16 protein-coding genes are annotated in these 18,829 nt (G+C 65.9%); 3 read left to right on the top strand and 13 right to left on the bottom strand.

Annotated features, from left to right (window positions below; translation table 11 throughout):
• Window positions 1-31: 31 nt before the first annotated feature.
• The 7 genes from AB0N75_RS14235 to AB0N75_RS14205 form a co-directional block, all read right to left on the bottom strand.
• Complete coding sequence (locus AB0N75_RS14235; RefSeq protein ID WP_364651044.1) at window positions 32-1,747, bottom strand: HAMP domain-containing sensor histidine kinase; 1,716 nt, start codon at window positions 1,745-1,747, stop codon at window positions 32-34.
• A gap of 168 nt (window positions 1,748-1,915) precedes the next feature.
• A complete protein-coding gene (gene nhaA, locus AB0N75_RS14230) occupies window positions 1,916-3,265 on the bottom strand; it encodes a Na+/H+ antiporter NhaA (RefSeq protein ID WP_364651041.1) in 1,350 nt (449 codons plus the stop codon).
• 226 nt (window positions 3,266-3,491) lie between these two features.
• Complete coding sequence (locus tag AB0N75_RS14225; protein WP_364651038.1) at window positions 3,492-3,722, bottom strand: hypothetical protein; 231 nt, start codon at window positions 3,720-3,722, stop codon at window positions 3,492-3,494.
• Between the two features lie 32 nt (window positions 3,723-3,754).
• Window positions 3,755-4,477 carry a deoxyribose-phosphate aldolase gene (gene deoC, locus AB0N75_RS14220; protein ID WP_364651035.1) on the bottom strand — a complete coding sequence of 241 codons (723 nt, stop codon included), beginning with the start codon at window positions 4,475-4,477 and terminating at the stop codon, window positions 3,755-3,757.
• A 114-nt stretch (window positions 4,478-4,591) separates the two neighbouring features.
• On the bottom strand, window positions 4,592-4,798 hold the full coding sequence (locus AB0N75_RS14215; RefSeq protein WP_364651032.1) for a hypothetical protein: 207 nt from the start codon (window positions 4,796-4,798) through the stop codon (window positions 4,592-4,594).
• Between the two features lie 39 nt (window positions 4,799-4,837).
• The gene (locus AB0N75_RS14210; protein ID WP_364651029.1) at window positions 4,838-6,598 is read right to left on the bottom strand and encodes a phospho-sugar mutase; all 1,761 of its coding nucleotides are present in this window, start codon (window positions 6,596-6,598) and stop codon (window positions 4,838-4,840) included.
• A gap of 11 nt (window positions 6,599-6,609) precedes the next feature.
• Entirely contained in the window at window positions 6,610-7,410 is an 801-nt protein-coding gene (locus AB0N75_RS14205) for a purine-nucleoside phosphorylase (RefSeq protein WP_364651026.1), read from the bottom strand.
• A gap of 170 nt (window positions 7,411-7,580) precedes the next feature.
• Here AB0N75_RS14205 and AB0N75_RS14200 point away from each other — a divergent pair, with 170 nt between their 5' ends.
• Entirely contained in the window at window positions 7,581-8,984 is a 1,404-nt protein-coding gene (locus AB0N75_RS14200) for an NAD(P)H-quinone dehydrogenase (RefSeq protein ID WP_364651023.1), read from the top strand.
• Window positions 8,985-9,105: 121 nt separating this feature from the next.
• Window positions 9,106-10,056: a response regulator transcription factor gene (locus AB0N75_RS14195; protein ID WP_364651020.1), complete on the top strand. Its 951-nt coding sequence runs from the start codon at window positions 9,106-9,108 to the stop codon at window positions 10,054-10,056.
• A 22-nt stretch (window positions 10,057-10,078) separates the two neighbouring features.
• Here the strand turns inward: AB0N75_RS14195 and AB0N75_RS14190 are convergent, their stop codons facing one another.
• The 3 genes from AB0N75_RS14190 to AB0N75_RS14180 all read right to left on the bottom strand — a co-directional run bounded on the left by AB0N75_RS14190 (window position 10,079) and on the right by AB0N75_RS14180 (window position 13,650).
• Entirely contained in the window at window positions 10,079-10,450 is a 372-nt protein-coding gene (locus AB0N75_RS14190; protein ID WP_364651017.1) for an Hpt domain-containing protein, read from the bottom strand.
• A 377-nt stretch (window positions 10,451-10,827) separates the two neighbouring features.
• On the bottom strand, window positions 10,828-13,251 hold the full coding sequence (locus AB0N75_RS14185) for a Tex family protein (RefSeq protein WP_364651289.1): 2,424 nt from the start codon (window positions 13,249-13,251) through the stop codon (window positions 10,828-10,830).
• 75 nt (window positions 13,252-13,326) lie between these two features.
• A complete protein-coding gene (locus AB0N75_RS14180; protein WP_364651014.1) occupies window positions 13,327-13,650 on the bottom strand; it encodes a hypothetical protein in 324 nt (107 codons plus the stop codon).
• A 240-nt stretch (window positions 13,651-13,890) separates the two neighbouring features.
• Between AB0N75_RS14180 and AB0N75_RS14175 the strand changes: the two genes are divergently transcribed.
• Window positions 13,891-15,294, top strand: a complete 1,404-nt coding sequence (locus AB0N75_RS14175) for an MFS transporter (RefSeq protein WP_364651011.1) — start codon at window positions 13,891-13,893, stop codon at window positions 15,292-15,294.
• Between the two features lie 312 nt (window positions 15,295-15,606).
• Here AB0N75_RS14175 and AB0N75_RS14170 read toward each other — a convergent pair whose 3' ends face one another.
• The 3 genes from AB0N75_RS14170 to AB0N75_RS14160 form a co-directional block, all read right to left on the bottom strand.
• Window positions 15,607-15,876 carry a GlsB/YeaQ/YmgE family stress response membrane protein gene (locus tag AB0N75_RS14170; RefSeq protein WP_364651286.1) on the bottom strand — a complete coding sequence of 90 codons (270 nt, stop codon included), beginning with the start codon at window positions 15,874-15,876 and terminating at the stop codon, window positions 15,607-15,609.
• A gap of 179 nt (window positions 15,877-16,055) precedes the next feature.
• Complete coding sequence (locus AB0N75_RS14165; RefSeq protein WP_364651008.1) at window positions 16,056-17,834, bottom strand: biotin carboxylase N-terminal domain-containing protein; 1,779 nt, start codon at window positions 17,832-17,834, stop codon at window positions 16,056-16,058.
• Window positions 17,835-17,956: 122 nt separating this feature from the next.
• Window positions 17,957-18,613, bottom strand: a complete 657-nt coding sequence (locus AB0N75_RS14160; RefSeq protein WP_364651006.1) for a nucleoside triphosphate pyrophosphatase — start codon at window positions 18,611-18,613, stop codon at window positions 17,957-17,959.
• Between the last annotated feature and the right edge of the window lie 216 nt (window positions 18,614-18,829).

Below are 18,829 nucleotides of genomic sequence, written 5' to 3'. Positions count from 1 at the left end.
CATCATCCGGCCAGCTGCCGGCACCAGCGGCTTATGCCGGCAGCTGGCTCAGGGAGGCCGTCTCCGGGCGGCCTCCCTTTTCGCCCCGCTGCGGGATTGAAACCCGGAACGTGGTGCCGACTCCGAGCACGCTGGTGAAGGTCAGCGTGCCCCCGTGCGCTTCGGTAATCGACTTGCTGATCGCCAACCCCAACCCCAGCCCGGGAATGGCAGCTTGCCGGACCGAACTGGTCCGGAAGAACTTGGTGAAGACTTCCGCCTGGTCGGCTTCGGACATGCCCATCCCGGTGTCGCGGACCTCCAGCACGGCTGCGCCGTCGGATTCCAGCGTCCGCACGGTGACCCGGCCGCCGTCGGGCGAATACTTGATGGCGTTGGAGAGCAGGTTGTCCAGAACTTGGCCCATCCTGGTCGGATCGATTTCGGCGACCAGCCCCTCGGCGGCGTCGATCACCAATTCCACGCCTGCGTGTTCCGCCCTCGGCATGGCCGAACTGACGCTGCCGGCCACGACTTCAGCCAAAGCGGTGCTGCGCGGTTCTATGCTCAGCGTCCCCGCCGCCGTGAAGAGCAGGTCTTCCACTAGTTGGAGCAGCCGCTCGGAGTTGCGCATCGCAATGTTGAGCGAATGGCTGACGTGCTGCGGCAGTTGGTCGGCGTCCTCGAGGGCGAGATCCAAGTAGCCCATGATGGAGGTCAGGGGTGTGCGCAGCTCGTGCGTGACGCTGGAGACGAACTCTTCCTTGACCGTCAGCGCGTTGACGAGGTCGGTGACGTCGCTGAACGCCATGACGGTCCCGTCGAACCGGCCTGCATCGTCCTGCATGGGCCGGGCCGTACACAGCATGGCCCGCTGGTTCTCACCGGCACCAATCCACACCAAAACGTCCGAAAATGCTTCCCCGCGCACGGCACGGCGGATGGGCCGGTCTTCCAGGCCGAAAGGCGTGACCCGGTCGGCTTCGAAGACCAGCAGGTCGGCCTCGTCCGGATTCTCGATTCCCTGGGGCCTGGCCACCGAGCGGTCCCGCTGCTGTTGGACGTTGCTCAGGATGTCCTGTCCTTCGGCGTCGGTGACGAGGACGCCCACGGCAACGGCGTTCAAAACGGTATCCAGCCGGCGAACGTGGACCTTGCTCTCTTCCAGCAGGGCCCGCAGCTCGCGGTCTTTGTGAGCCAGCGTTTGTTGTTGAGCTGTAGAGCTCAAGGCGAAAACGGACGCGGTGATGGAGACAGCCAAGGTCACAATCGGGATCAGGGCTGGACCCACCAATGCTTCAGCTGTCACCGGATCCGGCCCGGCAAACACCGGGATCCAGATGATCAACAGCGGCGCGACGAAACTAATAACACGGGCGGCGGCGGGAGCGATCTCCGACCATGCCATCCAGAAAACCGGGAAGATGGCCAGCAGACTGATGCCGGAGAGTTCCGTCCCGCTGCCCTGGCGGAGGAACCCTATGGCGACGAAGTCCAGCAGCGGGATCACCCAATAGGAGGGATAGGGCAGCCGATCCCAGGGGACGACGGCACTCAGGATCCACAAGAGGCCGATGCCGACCAGTCCGCCGATGAAGTGCGGGTTGGACAGCAGGTCCGGGAAGAACACTGCAGCAAGCAGCGCGGTCAACGCCACAGACAGGCACAGCGGCAGATGGCTCAGCACCACGCGTGCGCGCAGGGAAAGCTCGTGGAACTGCTGGCGTCCGATCAGCAATGACAACAGCGGGCTTGGTGCGGCAGACATGCTCGAAGATCCCCTACTCCGGCAGCCCTCCTGCCGGCTACTCTGCGGGGCCCGGGCTGGCCATAACTGGTTCAGTATGGCACGGGCACGGGTGCGCACAGCGGAACCGTACGGTGTGTGACGCGGGTCGCAGAGGCGGCGGCGAAGCGGGCCGGAGCCGGCCCCGGATCAGTTGGTAGCGCGCGGGTCCTGCTGATACACATCCGGCACGCCGTCCTGGTCTGCATCCGCGGTTTCAAGCTCCTCGACCTGCCGGTAGTGCCGGTTGCGGGCGCGCAACAGGACGGCGGCCAGCAGGGCCGAGACCAGCGAGCCGGCCAGGACGGCCACCTTGGCATGGTCGTGGTGCTCGGATCCGAGCGTGAAGCTCAGGTCGTTGACCAGCAGTGACACGGTGAAGCCGACGCCTGCCAGCACCGCAACGCCCAGCACATCGATCCACTTCAGCGAGGGATCAAGGCTGGCCTTGGTGGACTTTGTCAGCACCCAGGTGGTGAGCATGATGCCCAGCGGTTTGCCGATCACGAGTGCTGCGGCAATGCCGATGGCCACCGAGTCGGTGAAGGTGCGGCTGATGCCTTCCCAGCCGCCGAGGGCCACACCGGCGGCGAAGAACGCGAAGACCGGCACCGCGAACCCGGTGGAGAGCGGCCGGAAGCGGTGTTCCAACTGTTCGGCCAGCCCGGGGCCGGCTTCCGGCCCGCCGTTCTTCTTGCTGCGCAGCACCGGGACCATGAAGCCGAGCAGCACGCCGGCGACTGTAGCGTGCACGCCGGAGGAGTGCATCAGTGCCCAGGTGACGATGCCGAGCGGCAGCAGAATGACCCAGGCGGCCAGATGGTGTTGGGCGAAGAACTTGGGGAATTTATGCGACAGGAACGCGAAGGCGCCCAGCGGGAGCAACATCCACAGCAGGTAGGGCACCTGCACGTCGGACGAGTAGAAGAACGCGATGATGGCGATGGCGATCAGATCGTCCATCACGGCCAGGGTCAGGATGAAGATCCGCAGGGCGCTGGGCAGGTGCGAGCTGATGACTGCAAGGACAGCGACGGCGAAGGCGATGTCGGTTGCCGTCGGGATGGCCCAGCCGCGCAGTGCTTCGGGGCCGGCGCTCAGGTTCACCATCACGAAGATCAGGGCGGGCACCGCGACCCCGCCGAAGGCCGCGGCGATCGGGACGATGGCCCGGGCAGGGGAGCGCAGGTCGCCCGCGACGAACTCGCGCTTGAGTTCCAGACCGGTCAGGAAGAAGAAAATCGCCAACAAGCCGTCTGAAGCCCAGTGGCCGATGCTGAGGTTGAGGTGCAGGGCCTCGATGCCGACCTGGAAGTCGCGGATGGCGAAGTAACTGTCGGCTGCGGGCGAGTTGGCCCAGACCAGCGCCGCAACGGTGGCGACCAGTAGCAGGATCCCGCCGACCGTTTCCTTGCGCAGCAGCTCGCTGATCCGGAGGAACTCTGGGTAGCTGCCTCGGCTGAGGATGGTCTTCTGGCCGGGAGATGGGGGAGTGGCCATGTATGGCTCCTGACTTTGGTCGCCCTGAGGGCTCGTTCAATGACTTGACGACCAGTCTTCCCGTCACACCGTGTGCCAGTTTACACGCCCATCGTTGCTCAGGCGCCGGGAACCGTTCGGACGGAACCGCGAGGAGGCGCCGCCGTCGTGCTTAAAAGCGCCGGGCGCGCAGCCGGGGGCAGATCCTGCCGTGCCCTGGCTGCGCGCCCGGAAAGCCTGTGTTGACTCAGGCGTCGTGGTGGGTGTCGGAGCGCCCGAGGATCTGCTTGGGAATGAAGAACGCCAGCGCGAACAGGCCCAGGCCGATGGCGAACGCCGGGATGGGGCCGATGACCGATTCCAGGCTGAAAGCGTACAGGGAACCGAAAAAGATCAGCATGATGACCACGAACGTGATCAGATTGCTGACCAGATGTCCCTCGCCCGAATGGGTGCGCTGCTTGGGATGGGCTGCCATGGGGTGTTTCTCCTCGATAGTGCGATGCGGCATCAGTAGCCGCCGGCGGCTTGCTCACCATTAACAATAGCCACTGATGAGCTGGCGCCAATTCGTGTTGCGCCGGCCCGGAGCATGGCGCGCGCGTCGTCGATGGAGCGCACGCCGCCGGAGGCCTTGACGCCGAGCTGCGGCCCCACGGCGTCCCGCATGAGCGCAATGTCCTCAACGGTGGCTCCGCCGCCGCTGAACCCGGTGGAGGTCTTGACGAAGTCTGCGCCGGCTTCGGCCGCGGCTTCGCAGACCATCCGCTTCTGCTCGTCGGAGAGCAGGTGGGTCTCCAGGATGACCTTGAGGATGGCACCACCGGCATGTACGGCCTCGGCCACGGCCGCTATGTCCGCGAAAACGGCGTCGCGGTCGTTCGCGCGGGCGGCGGCGATGTCGATCACCATGTCGATCTCGTCGGCACCGTCCAAGTTGGCGCCGCGGGCCTCGTAAACCTTCACATCGGTGGGCGTGGCACCGAACGGGAAGCCGATGACCGAGCAGGTCTTGACGCCGGAACCCTTGAGCGTGCTGTGCACCAGGGCGGTCCATAAAGGGTTCACGCACACGGCGGCGAAGTGGTATGCCACCGCCTCCGCGCAAACTGTGAGGATGTCCTCGCGGGAAGCTTCGGGCTTCAGCAGGGTGTGGTCGATGACCGAAGCGATCGACGTCGGGTCGTGATAGGTCTCGCTCGGCGCGGATCCGGGTGTGCTGTCTTCAGACATGGCCATCCCTTTCATCTGCTGGGTCCAGGAACATCCATCCTTGCATACAGCGGACACCTGCTGGGGAAGCTCAGTGCACAGCCCCGCCCGGGCAGGCGACGCGGGGCCTACCTGTCAGTGCCTGCCGCCCGTCGGATGGCCGTGTTGTTCGGCATCGCGTCGGTGCTCCTCGAGTTTGTCCTCGGCGTCCTTCCGACGGCGGGCGATGGCGCGCTCGTCGTCCGCCGGGCCGTGTTCCTCCGACGCTCTGTGTTCCGGCCTGTCCTCGGGGCTTGGGTGCCTGCCCGGCGAGGCCGGCGAATAATCCTCTTCGATGGCCATGGCAGCATCGTCCCACAGTCGTGCCTAGCGCAAAAGGTGCTATTCCGCCAGTCCGAGGGCTGCCCGGATATCAACCTTGATCGCTTGCAGAGCCTCTGCGGCCTCGGCGCGCACGGACTGCAGCTGCTCCGCCGATCCGACCGGCCGGATGACCTCCAGATAACACTTGAGCTTGGGCTCGGTACCGCTGGGCCTGATGATCACACGGGTCTGGTCTTGGCTGAGGAACAACATCCCGTCGGTGGGCGGCAGTGCTTCGGTGCCCAGGGACAAGTCCGTGCGGGCCGTCACCGGTGACCCGGCCAATGACGACGGCGGCTGCTCGCGGAGCCGGTCCATCATGGCTGGAATCAGGGCAAGGTCCTCCACCCGGACGCTGAGCTGGTCGGTGGCGTGCAGCCCGTACCGCAGGGCCAGTTCGTCGAGCATGGCGAAGACGGTGCGGCCGGAGGCTTGCACGTCGGCGGCCAGTTCCGCGAGCAGCAGGGCCGCGGACATACCGTCCTTGTCGCGGACCAGATGCGGTGCCACGCAGTAGCCCAGGGCCTCTTCATAGCCGTAGACCAGGCCGGGGACGCGGGAAATCCACTTGAAGCCGGTAAGGGTCTCCACGTGCTGGGTGCCCGCGTCGGCCGCGATCTTGCCCAGCAGCCGGGAAGAGACGATTGAGTTGGCGAAGACCCGGTCTTGGCCGGGCGCGCCGTTGTCCGGGGCCAACTGGTCCTGGCCGGCCAAACGAGCGGAGATGTGTGCGCCGAGCAGGGCGCCGACCTCGTCGCCACGAAGCATCCGCCAGGCGCCGGTCGACGGATCTTTGGCCGCCAGGGCCGCACGGTCCGCATCGGGATCGTTGGCGATGACCAGATCGGCATCGACGTCCGCCGCGGTCGCCAGGGCCAGGTCGATGGCTCCGGCTTCTTCGGGATTGGGGAAAGCCACGGTCGGGAAATCGGGATCCGGATCCGCCTGCGCGGCCACCACCGTGACGTCAGTGAATCCAGCCTGCTCAAAGACGGCCCGCATGGTCGCCCCGCCCACCCCGTGCATCGGCGTGAGCACGATTTTCAGTTCCCGCTCGGGGAACAGCCGGGGATCGGCCAGCGCGGTCACGGCCGCTGCGTAGTCGCCGGCGATCGCGTCGGGCAGGACTGTCCAGCCTTCCTCGGCCAGGCGGATCGATTCCAAGGCCGGGCCGTAGTCGATCCGGGCGGCAATTTCGGCGTCGTACGGTGCCACAATCTGGGCGCCGCGGCCGCCTTCGTCCACGGCCCGTCCACCCAGGTAGACCTTGTAGCCGTTGTCGTTGGCGGGGTTGTGGCTGGCGGTGACCATCACGCCCGCTTCGCAGCCCAGTGCCCGGACCGCGTAGGCCAGCACCGGTGTGGGCAGGGCCGACGGCATGAGGAAGGTTTCGATGCCCGCGGCCGTGAAGATGGCGGCGGATTCGGCGGCAAAAACATCCGAGTTCCGGCGCGCGTCGAAGCCGACCACGGCGCGCGGGGTGTACTCGCCGCCGGCGGTGTCCAGCAGGAACCGGGCCAGGCCTGCCGCGGTCCGGCGCACCACCACCCGGTTCATCCGGAACGGACCGGCGCCCAAGGCGGCCCGCAGCCCGGCCGTACCGAAGGCGAGCGTGCCGGAAAACCTGTCAGCCAGTTCGGCCCGGGCTGCTGTGGCCTCCGGGCCCTCGCCGTCCGCAGCCGCTACCAGATCCTGCAATTCCCGGCGGGTCTGCGGGTCCGGGTCAGTGCCCAGCCAGGCGGCGGCCGCGGCCATGAGCTCGTCGGTTGTTGCGGTCATCTCGCTCCCGTTCACAGCTTGGCGACGATGCCGGCCAGCAGCCGGGAGATCCGCGGTCCCGCGGCGCGTCCCGCCTCGATGACCTCGGCGTGGCTGAGCGGGGTGTCGCTGATACCGGCGGCCAAGTTGGTCACCAGTGAAATACCGAATACTTCCATGCCCGCGTGGCGGGCGGCGATGGACTCCAGTGCCGTGGACATACCGACCAGATCGGCACCGATCCGCTTGGCGTACTGCACCTCCGCCGGCGTCTCATAGTGGGGACCGGTGAACTGTGCGTACACACCTTCGTCCAGACTGGGGTCGACCTCCCGGGCCACAGCGCGGAGCCGCTGGGAGTAGAGGTCTGTCAGGTCAACGAAGGTAGCCCCTTCCAGCGGAGATGCGGCGGTGAGATTGATGTGATCGCTGATCAGCACCGGCGTACCCGGCGCCCAGGCCGGGTTGAGACCGCCGCAGCCGTTGGTCACGACCAGGGTCTTGCAGCCGGCGGCCGCGGCGGTGCGGACGCCGTGGACCACTGCGCGCACGCCCTTGCCTTCGTAGTAGTGGGTGCGGGCCCCGAGCACCAGAACACGTTTGCCGTCCGGGGTCAGGACGGACCGGATGGTGCCCACATGGCCCTCCACGGCCGGGGCGGAGAACCCGGGAATGTCCGCGGCCGGAATCGTGTGCGTGGTGTCACCGATGAGGTCGGCGGCTTCGCCCCAGCCGGAGCCGAGCACCAAGGCCACATCATGGGCGGGAACACCGGTCTGCTGGGCGAGGAAAGCGGCTGCCTCGGCGGCCAGTTCAAAGGGATCTGTAGTCACAGCACCTAACCTACCCGCTGCCCAACTGCTGCTGAAAGCAGAAGGGGCGGCACCGCCGTCGTCGGCTTGATCATTCTGGAAGTCCGCTTCCGGCGCCGATGCAGCCGCCGCGCTGCTTCCGACCGCGGCGCAGGTTGAGGCCGTGGTGGGCATGAGACACAATGAAGTCCGTGACTAGCCAAATAGATTTCAGTGCCCCGCGTCTGGTGATCCTGGGCGGGGGCCCCGGCGGGTATGAGGCGGCCATGGTGGCCAATTCACTCGGCGCCAAGGTGACCATCATCGAGCGGCAAGGACTTGGCGGCTCGGCGGTCTTGACCGACGTGGTGCCGTCCAAGACCCTGATCGCCACGGCGGATGCCATGCGGCGGGTGGCCAGCGCCCACGATCTGGGTGTCCGTTTTGATGAGCACTCGAAGGCTGCCTACGCCGACCTGCGGACGGTGAACGACCGGCTGCTCAAGCTGGCGGAGAGCCAGTCGGCGGACATCCACCACGGCTTGGAGCGTGCCGGTGTGCGGGTCATCCTGGGCGAGGGCAAGCTGTCCGGTCCGAACGCGATTGTTGTCACCACCGATGCCGGGACCCAGACCGTGGAAGCGGATGCCATCCTGCTGGCCACCGGTGCAACGCCGCGGGAACTTCCCACTGCCAAGCCCGACGGCGAACGGATCTTCAACTGGGCCCAGGTGTACAACCTGACCGAGATTCCCGAACACCTGATTGTGGTCGGATCGGGCGTGACCGGCGCGGAGTTCGCCTCCGCCTACCGGATGCTGGGCACCCGGGTCACCCTGGTCTCCTCGCGAGACCGGGTGCTGCCGGGCGAGGATGCGGACGCCGCCGCGGTGCTCGAGGACGTCTTCGCCCGCAGCGGGATGACGGTGCTGTCCAAGTCCCGCGCCGCCGGTGTGGAGCGAACGGACGACGGCGTGCTGGTCACCCTGGCCGACGGGCGCGTGGTCGAGGGCTCGCATTGCCTGCTGGCCGTTGGCGGTGTTCCCAATACCGCCGGGATCGGGCTGGAAGAGGCCGGCGTGGCCTTGGCGGAGAGCGGCCACATCAAGGTGGACGGTGTCTCCCGCACCACGGCGCCCAACATCTACGCGGCCGGCGACTGCACCGGTGTCCTGGCCCTGGCCTCCGTGGCCGCCATGCAGGGCCGGATCGCGGTGGCTCACCTGCTCGGCGACTACGTCAAGCCGCTGAAGCTCACTCAGGTGGCATCCAATATCTTTACCAGTCCGGAAATCGCCACCGTCGGCGTCACCGAGGAGGATGTCGCCTCCGGCCGGTACCAAGGCGACATCATCAAGCTCTCGCTGAACACCAACGCGCGGGCCAAGATGATGAACGTTTCCGACGGCTTCGTCAAGATCATTGCCCGCCGCGGTTCCGGCACCGTGATCGGGGGAGTGGTGGTGGCCCCGCGGGCTTCCGAATTGATCTTCCCGATCGCCCTGGCCGTCACGCAGAAGCTGCATGTGGACGACGTCGCGAACACCTTCACCGTGTACCCGTCGCTGACCGGCTCGATTTCCGAGGCCGCACGGCGTCTGCACGTCCATCTCTAGGCGGCAGACTCCGCCGTCATTCCGGGATAAAGTGCGCCAAATTGTCTGACTTTGCGACTACAATCACCAATTAGTAGTGATTGAAACGATGAACCAGAGTAGATCAGTTGGGGGACAAGGAATGAGCGAGCAGCGAACTGCCGTCATTGTGGAGGACGACCTGGACATCAGGGAGCTGATCTCGACGGTGCTGTCCAGCTCCGGGTTCACGGTCCATACGGCGTCCTCCGGAATGGAAGGCGTTGCCGCGATCAAGCGCCACAACCCGGACGTTGTCACCCTTGACCTCGGCCTGCCGGACATCGACGGCTTCGAGGTGGCCCGCCAGGTGCGGCGCTTCAGCGACACGTACATCATCATGTTGACGGCGCGCGCCGAAGAGCTGGACACCTTGTTGGGCCTGGAAACGGGGGCCGATGACTACCTGACCAAGCCGTTCCGCCCCCGCGAACTGCGCGCCCGGATCACCGCCATGCTGCGGCGCCCGCGTGCCACCAAGGACAACGACGGCGGTGCCGCCGGGGGCGGCTCGATGCCGTCGGTAGATGTGCCCGCAACCACCGCTGCTCCGACGCCGGAGCCCGTTCTGCAGGGTGCCGGAGTGGGCGGTGGTGCGCAGGCCGGACTGCAGCTGTCGTCGTCCGGCGGCCCGGTTCCGGCCGCTGTCGGAGGCGGCACCTCGCTTGCGGTGGCCGCCCAGGCCGGTGTCGAGCACAGCCTTGCCGCCCCGGTCCCGGTCGCTGACGGCGTGCTGGAGCACAACGGGATCGTGGTGGACAGCCGTGCCCGGACGGTCATCCGTTCCGGACGCGAGCTTGACCTGACCCGCAGCGAATTCGACCTGCTGTACGCCCTGATGGAAAGCGGACGCGTGGTACGGACCAAGGCCGATTTGGTGCGCCGCCTGCGCAACGAGCCGTACAACACCGGCGGCTACATCTCCGACTCGGACGAGCGCACCATTGAAGTGCACATGGCCAATCTTCGCCGCAAGCTGGGTGACGACACCAAGGCCCCGCGCTGGATCAAGACGGTCCGCGGTGTGGGCTACAGCCTGGCACCTAAGCGGTAATCAGCCAGGCCGGGTGGCAGCTCTACGCCAGGTGGTAGCTGCGCAGCTTCGCCGTCGTCGACATCCCGCAGGCGCGCAGCTCATCCAGCAGGGTGGCAGCAGCATCAAACAATTGCCCGTGGACCAGCCCTTCGAGATCCTCGGCCATCCGGCCAAGCCGTCCTGCCCCCACCATGCTGCTGGAGATCTTCAAGCTGAGGATGGCATCCATGGCGTCTTCGGCATCCCGCGCCAACACCGCACCGGACACCCGGCCGTAACGGTGATCCCACAGCTCCACATAATTGGTGATGAAGCGTCGGCGCATGCTGCCGTCGTGATCGCCAAGATCCGTCGCTAGTTTCTCCAGCACGGAGTCCAGCACCAGCGGAACCTCGGCTGCAACGGCGGTCATGCCGTCACCTCGGAGCCGGAAGCGGAGGCGCGCCCAGAAGCGAGCATGGGGCGGCACTCCTTTCGAGTTGGTTGCGATGTCGAACTATCTCTTATCGTAAGCGACAGTCACGTCCAGCCTGCGCGAGCGCGCCCAACCTTGGTAACTCTTGAGCACCAATTGTGGCTGCCGTGGGTTTTCGAAAACTGAGCGAGTCTTTCGGAAACCTCAGGCGGACCTTAAGCGACGTCGGCCAGAGTCTTTGTCAGAGGTCACAGGTGAGCCAAGCCTGGACCCAGTCTCCGCAAGTCCACCATCCGCTGGGAACGGCAGCCCGGCACCTTGTGCATCACCCGGAGGGAGTGCTCCGGCGGCGGGAGGTGCTGCGCTGCCGTTCTCTATTTTCCGAGGCCTGCCCGCCGCAGGGCCTCGGCCATTGCCGTGTTCGCGGAAGCTCCGTTGCCGGGCTGCCGGTCGTCATTTCTGCCGGGCTTCTTGCCGTCGCGGCGGTCGGACCTGCCTGCACCTGAGCCTGGACGTGGGCCTTCCCTGCGGGCATCTCCGGGGCGGCCCGCCGGGCCGGAACCCTGCCGGCGCGGCTCCCCGGTGGGAACTTCGTCGTCAAGCCGGAGGGTCAGCGAGATGCGCTTGCGCTCCGGGTCGGCCTCCAAGACCTTGACCTTCACCACTTGCCCGGACTTAACCACGTCGTGCGGATTCGAGACGAACTTGTCCGACATCGCGGAAATGTGGACCAGCCCGTCCTGATGGACGCCTACATCCACAAAGGCGCCGAAGGCGGCCACGTTGGTCACGGAGCCTTCCAGCACCATGCCCGGCGTCAGGTCGGAAATCTTCTCCACGCCATCGGTGAAGGTCGCGGTGGTGAAGTGCGGGCGTGGATCGCGTCCCGGCTTTTCCAACTCGGAGATGATGTCCACCACCGTCGGAAGGCCGAAGCTGTCGTCGACGAACTGTTGGGGATCCAGCACAGCCAGCGACTGGCCGCCTCGTGCCGCCTCCGTGGCGGTGGTGCTGGCCGCGGCGAGGATCTTCCGGGCGATGCCGTATGCTTCCGGGTGCACGCTGGAAGCGTCCAAAGGCTCGTTCCCGCCGGTGATGCGAAGGAAGCCGGCGCACTGCTCGAAAGCCTTCTCGCCCAGCCGCGGGACCTTTTTGAGATCGGCGCGTTTGGCAAACGGTCCATTGGCGTTGCGGTAGGCGACGATGTTTTCGCTCAACTGCGAACCGAGACCCGCCACCCGGGACAGCAGGGACGGCGACGCGGTGTTCAGGTCCACGCCGACCGCATTAACACAGTCTTCGACCACTGCACTCAGCGACCGCTCCAGCTTGGTGGCGGTGACATCATGCTGATATTGCCCGACGCCGATGGACTTGGGGTCAATCTTGACCAACTCGGCCAGCGGGTCCTGCAGGCGACGGGCGATCGAGACGGCACCGCGCAAGGACACATCCAGTTCCGGCAGTTCCGCCGAGGCCAAAGCCGAGGCGGAGTACACGGATGCACCCGCCTCCGAAACCACTAGCTTCTGCAGCTTGCGGGTGGACCCCATCAGCTTGATCAGTTCGGTGGCCAGCTTGTCCGTCTCCCGTGAGGCGGTGCCGTTGCCAATGGCGACGAGCTCGACGGCATGCTTGTCCGCCAACCGTGCCAGCGAGGCCAAAGATTCATCCCATTTCTTGGCCGGAGCATGCGGGTAGATGGTATCGGTGGCCACCACTTTGCCGGTCCCGTCGACGACGGCGACCTTCACGCCGGTGCGCAGCCCGGGATCCAACCCCAGCGTGGACCGGTTTCCGGCCGGCGCCGCCAGCAGCACGTCCCGGAGGTTGGCGGCGAAGACCCGGACAGCCTCGTCCTCGGCCGCGGTAAACAGCCGCACGCGAAGGTCAATGGCCAGCTTGACCAGGATCCGGCGCCACCCCAGCTGGGCGGTCTGCATCAGCCAGCGGTCCGCCGGCCGGCCGCGATCGGCCACGCCCATGCGCGATGCCACCGCGTTCTCAAACCGGCCGCGCGCCTGTGCGTAGTCCTCGGCATCGGCGGGGTTGCCCTCGCTGATGTCCAGGTTCAGCACGCCTTCCTTCTCACCGCGAAGCAGGGCCAGCACACGGTGCGAAGGAAGGCCGGCGGGGTCCTGGGCGAAGTCGAAATAGTCGGCGAACTTTTGGCCGGCTTCCGCCTGGCCCTCGCGGACCTCGGCCCGCACCAGGCCCTGCTTCCACAGCCGTTCCCGCAGTTCAGATACCAGATCGGCGTCTTGGCTGACCTGCTCCACCAAAATGGCTCGGGCGCCGGCCAAGGCGTCTGTCGGCTCGTTGATGGCGTGTTCGGGATTAAGGAATGGTGCCGCGGCTGCCAGCGGATCCTGCGACGGATCGGCCAGCAGGCCGACGGCAAGCGGTTCCAGCCCGGCCTCGCGGGCGATCTGGGCCTTCGTCCGCCGCTTGGACTTGTAGGGGAGGTAGATATCCTCGAGACGGGCTTTGGTGTCCGCCTCGTTGACGGCGGCCTCCAGTTCAGGGGTGAGTTTGCCTTGGCCGGCGATGGCCTCCAGCACAGCGCGACGGCGGTCTTCCAACTCCCGCAGGTAGCGCAGTCGCTCTTCGAGATCACGCAACTGCGCGTCATCCAACGTCCCGGTGGCTTCTTTGCGGTAGCGGGCGATGAACGGGACGGTGGCACCGCCGTCGAGCAATTCCACCGCTGCCTTGACCTGCCACGTATTGACTCCCAACTCTTGGGCGAGCTGGGCATAGATCCGCGCGCTGAGGGCGGCCGGATCTTGAGGAGGCAGGGTCGTGAGGAGGGCGGGCTGTTCAAGCGCGGATGTTTCGGTCACCGATCCATTGTGCCGTATGGGCAGCCTCCCTTACCTGTCGGGATAGTAGAAGGCGTAGTCATCGTAGGGATCGCGCCAACTGGATTCGTCGCGGTGGATGCGCCGTACCTTTCCGGCGGGGACCCACGCGGTCCGTGAAGAACCCTGTGTATCGATCCACTTCACCTGCACGCTGGTTTGGTCCCAGGAAATCGCCTTGGCATCGAGGGTGCCGCCGTCCAGTTGCACCCGAACATAGGGCTCGCGGCAGTAGGCCTCGCGAGCGGTACGTGTATGGCGTGCCCCGGCGGTCATGCGCGGCTCGCCGCGGTTCTTCGCGTAACTGCTGGCAGTCACAACATCCACTTTAGTCACGTCCGAATGATGCCAGCCGGTACTGACAAGGACCCGTTCCGCCGTCCCTTGGCCGGTGATGTGCGCAACAGCATGCCACATTCGCCGTGTCGCGGCTACCGTTGACCTCCCCGATTGCGCGCGAAGTATGAGCTGCGTCTCTCTATCACAGGTGTCCACATAATGAAATGAATGTCCGGAGTTCGGACACGTTGGCTTAGAATCTATCCGATATTCACCCGAGCGAAAGCCGTCATTTCAATGTCCACACCAGCACCAGTCACCAAGGGGGCGCCGGCCGCGCCGGTGAACTCCCGCGGCCGCGTGATCGTCGCCAGCCTCATCGGCACGTCCATCGAGTTCTACGACTTCTACGTCTATGCAACCGCAGCCGTGCTCGTCTTTCCCGCGCTGTTCTTTCCGAATGCCAGCGGCGCCGTCGCACTGTTGAGCTCGTTTGCGGTCTTCGGCGTGGCTTTCATTGCCCGCCCGCTCGGATCGATTGTTTTCGGACACTTCGGCGACAAGTACGGCCGCAAGGGCACCTTGGTGGCCTCGCTGCTCACCATGGGAATCGCCACCTTCTTGATTGGCTGCCTGCCCACCGCCCAAGTGGACGGCTGGTCCTTCTGGGCCCCGGCCCTGCTGGTGGTCATGCGCTTCGCCCAGGGCCTGGCCCTCGGCGGCGAATGGAGCGGCGCAGCGCTGCTGGCCACCGAGAATGCGCCGGCCAACAAGCGGGCCATCTATGGCACGTTCCCGCAGTTGGGTGCGCCGATCGGCTTCATCATCGCCAACTCGCTGTTCCTGTTGCTGAGCATCAACCTGACCAACGACCAGTTCATGGACTGGGGTTGGCGCATTCCCTTCCTGGCCAGCGCCGTGATGGTGATCATCGGCCTGTGGGTCCGCCTGAAGCTGGTGGAGACCCCGGCCTTCCAGAAGGTCGTGGATAAGGGTGAGGTGACCAAGCTGCCGCTGGGCCGGGTCTTCAAGTCCAGCTGGCGCCAGCTGATCCTGGGCACGTTCATCATGCTGGCTACGTACGTGCTGTTCTACCTGATGACCACCTTCACGCTCTCCTACGGCACTGCAGCAACCAACGTCGAGGACGCCACCGCCAAGGCCGAGGCGGCCGGAAAGCCGTTCGACCCGGACACGTTTGCCGCCGGTCTGGGCTATGCCCGCAATGACTTCCTGCTGATGCTGATCATCGGCGTGGTGTTCTTCGGAATCTTCACGCTGGTAGCTGGGCCGCTCGCCGAAAAGTACGGCCGGAGGAAGACCCTGATCTGGGTAACGCTGGGCATTGTGGCCTTCGGCTTCCTCTGGGTGCCCCTGTTCGGCGGCGGCTTCGCCGGCACCATGGCACACCTGATCATCGGGTTCACCCTGATGGGCCTGACCTTCGGGCCGATGGGAGCGATCCTGCCGGAGCTGTTCCCCACCAACGTGCGCTATACCGGCTCCGCCGTGGCCTACAACTTCTCTTCGATCCTCGGCGCTTCAGTGGCTCCGTTCATTGCCGTGGCGCTGTGGCAGGCCGCGGACGGGAGTACCTTCCTGGTGGGCCTGTATCTCAGTGCAGCCGCAGTGCTCACCCTGATCGCCCTGCTCCTGAGCAAGGAGACCAAGGACATGGACTACGAGAACCAGTCCAGCTGACTGGTTCGCTGGACACACGGGAGGGCCCGCGGCTGATTGCCGCGGGCCCTCCTTGCGTAGCGGATGATGACATCCTCTAGGGCCCCCTCCCGGGGGTCGGCTCTTGGGCGCCGGCCCCTGAGTGGCCCGGCTCTTGGGCGCCGGACCCGCAAGGCTATGGCCGTTTCCGCCGGAATCGTTCTTGGGCCGGCGGGCCACTGGAGTAGAGGTTGTCATGGTTACCCTTGGGAAAACCTGCACGTGCAAAGGCCCGCCGCCCCGTGGGGGACGGCGGGCCAGATGCCGCTGAAGGAGCAGATCAAGCGGCCAGAATCAGACGGTGCTGCTCCTCCTGTTCGTGATGAAGCCCCAGATCACCAGCACGACCAGGGATCCAATGATGGCCCAGATCCACGATGCGAGGCTGAAGAACTCATTCATATCGACACTCGCGACCATACCGCCGATCCATCCGCCCAGAAGAGCGCCGATGACGCCCAGAATCAGGGTGGCAATCCAGCCGCCTCCCTGCCGTCCGGGAAGGATCAGCTTGGCGATGGCGCCGGCAATCAATCCAAGCAAGAGGAATGCTAGAAAACCCATGATGTGCATCTCCTTTACGTAGGTGATACTTCATTTTTCCCGGCCAGGCCGGGTTCTGCTCCTTGGTAAACATCACGGTACAGCATAGACAGCCTGCTTATAAGTTCCCGCGCCCACTAGGCACTAAAACGTGACAGAACTACAACGGCTGGTACAGTCAGGCGGGGCAAAAAGCGCCTCTAGTCAGCGATGGTGGCCAGCACCGCACCGGCGGAAACAGTGTCTCCGGGCTTGGCGGACAGCCCCGAGATCGTCCCTGCCTTGTGGGCCGTGAGCGGCTGTTCCATCTTCATTGCCTCGAGCACGACGACGAGATCGCCTTCAGCGACCGTGTCGCCCTCGGCTACGGCAACTTTCACAATCGTGCCTTGCATGGGCGACGCCAAACCGTCACCGCTTGCCGAGGCGCCGGCGGCCGCGCCGGAACGGCCGCGGGCGCGCTTAGGCTTGCCGTTGGACTTGGCGGCCGACCCTGTGCCCGAGCCGAGGCCCGCCGGCAGCACCACTTCCAGCCGCTTGCCGCCGACCTCCACGGTCACGCGCTGGCGCTCACCGTCCTCGTCGGCCGCGGCGGCCGGAGCGGACTGGAAAGCGGGAATGTCATTCTGGAACTCGGTTTCGATCCAGCGGGTGTGAATGCTGAACGCCCCGTCCTCGGGGGCAAACGCCGGGTCAGCCACCACGGCACGGTGGAACGGCAGCACGGTAGGCATGCCGCCGATTTCCATCTCGTCCAGCGCCCGCCGGGCCCGCTCCAGTGCCTGGGCGCGCGTGCTTCCGGTGATGATCAGCTTGGCCAGCATGGAGTCAAAGTTTCCGCCGACAACTTCGCCTGCTTCAATGCCTGAGTCCACCCGGACGCCGGGGCCCGTGGGAAGGCGCAGCGTCTCCACCACTCCCGGGGCCGGCATGAAGTTGCGGCCGGCGTCCTCGCCGTTGATGCGGAATTCGAACGAGTGGCCGCGCACTTCGGGGTCGTCGTAGCCAAGCTCTTCGCCGCGGGCCAGTCGGAACTGTTCGCGGACCAGGTCTATGCCGGTGACTTCCTCCGAGACCGGGTGCTCAACCTGCAGCCGGGTGTTGACCTCCAGGAAGGAGATGGTGCCGTCTTGGCCGACCAGGAATTCACACGTGCCCGCGCCTTGGTACTTGGCTTCGCGCAAGATCGCCTTGGACGCAGCGTAGAGTCGTTCGTTTTGCTCAGGGGACAGGAAGGGTGCAGGGGCTTCTTCCACGAGTTTCTGGTTGCGCCGCTGCAGCGAGCAGTCGCGGGTGGACACCACCACCACGTTGCCGTGCGCATCGGCCAGACACTGGGTTTCCACGTGGCGCGGAGCGTCCAGGAAGCGTTCCACGAAGCATTCGCCGCGGCCAAACGCCGCGGTGGCTTCGCGGACCGCCGATTCGTATGATTCGGCGATGGCCTGGCGGTCCCGGACCACCTTGATGCCCCGGCCGCCGCCGCCGTAAGCGGCCTTGATGGCCAGCGGCAGGCCATGCGTATCGGCGAAGTCGAGCACTTCCTGCACGCTCGACACCGGATCGGGCGTGCCGGGTACTAGGGGAGCGCCGACCCGTTCGGCGATGTGCCGTGCTTGGACTTTGTCGCCCAGCTGGGAGATGGCGTCGGGGGAGGGGCCGATCCAAGTCAGGCCGGCGTCGAGGACCCGCTGCGCGAACTCGGCGTTCTCCGACAGGAAGCCGTAGCCGGGGTGGACCGCGTCCGCGCCGGCGGCCTGGGCCACCTGCAGGAGCTTGTCCATCACCAGATAGGATTCGGCGGCGGTGTTCCCGCCGAGTGCGAAGGCTTCGTCCGCCAGCCGGACATGTAGGGCATCCCGGTCCGGGTCGGCGTAGACAGCGACCGAGGCAATGCCTTCGTCGCGTGCGGCGCGGACTATGCGGACGGCAATTTCACCACGGTTGGCGATCAGTACCTTGGTGATGCGCTGGGTCATTCAAAGCTCCTTCTATCCTTGAGGAGCCTAGCCTGCTTTTGCGGGAATCGCTCATGAATAATGCCGTTTGTGCGTGTGCACGGCCTGTTCTTTGTAGGAGTCCTACAAAACCACCGGGTGGATCAATTCCAGAGGTCGGTGATCTGCACGTTGGCGTTGGCTAGCAGCCGGCGCAGGGTGGAGACGGACAGCCCGACGACGGCATGCGGGTCGCCGTCGACCCGCTCGATAAAGGCCCCGCCCAGCGAATCGATGGTGAAAGAACCGGCCACGTGGAGCGGTTCGCCGGTGGCCACGTAGGCGTCGATCTCAGCGTCGGAGAGCTGGGCGAAATGCACCGCGGCGGAGGCGACCGCGCCCACCGTGGCACCCGATCCGGCGTCGTCGTTTTCAGGGTCTTCGGCATCAAAGGCGGTGGCTCGGCAGTCCACCAGCCAGTGGCCGGTGTGCAGCACGCCGTGCCGGCCACTCATTTTGCGCAGGCGTTCGCGCGCGATCTCCGGCTCGTGCGGTTTGCCGTACGGTTCGCCGTCGAGCTCGAACACCGAGTCGCAGCCGAGCACCAGTGCGCCGTCGGTCGCAGGAAGCGCGGCCACCGCTTCGGCCTTGGCCCGGGCCAGCAGCAGCGCGGTGTCGTGCGGGTCGGTGACCCCGTAGCTGGCCGTGACGGCGTCTTCGTCTACCTCCGAGACCAGGACCTGGTGCGCGATGCCGGCTTCGGTCAGGAGCTTGGTGCGGGCGGGGGATGCGGAGGCGAGGATCAGGCGAAGGTCGGTCACTCGACCAAGCCTATCCGCTGCCGGAAAGCCAACCTTGCTTAGCGTGTTTCCGCCCTGTGACCTGAGCGTAAAGAACCGCCGCGGTTCTCCGCTGTATCGGTTGCCTGACCGTACGATTTCTGGCGGGAGCTTCCTCCCGCCGGAGAGTACGCCCCGCCCGGGGCGGAAGGGACCCGGCACAGGTAAGGGCCGGTGCACCGTTGGGGGATGCATCGG

It is taken from the genome of Arthrobacter sp. NPDC089319, from assembly GCF_040684925.1.
Taxonomy (GTDB): Bacteria; Actinomycetota; Actinomycetes; order Actinomycetales; family Micrococcaceae; genus Crystallibacter.
This window is presented reverse-complemented; position numbering and strand designations above follow the sequence as displayed.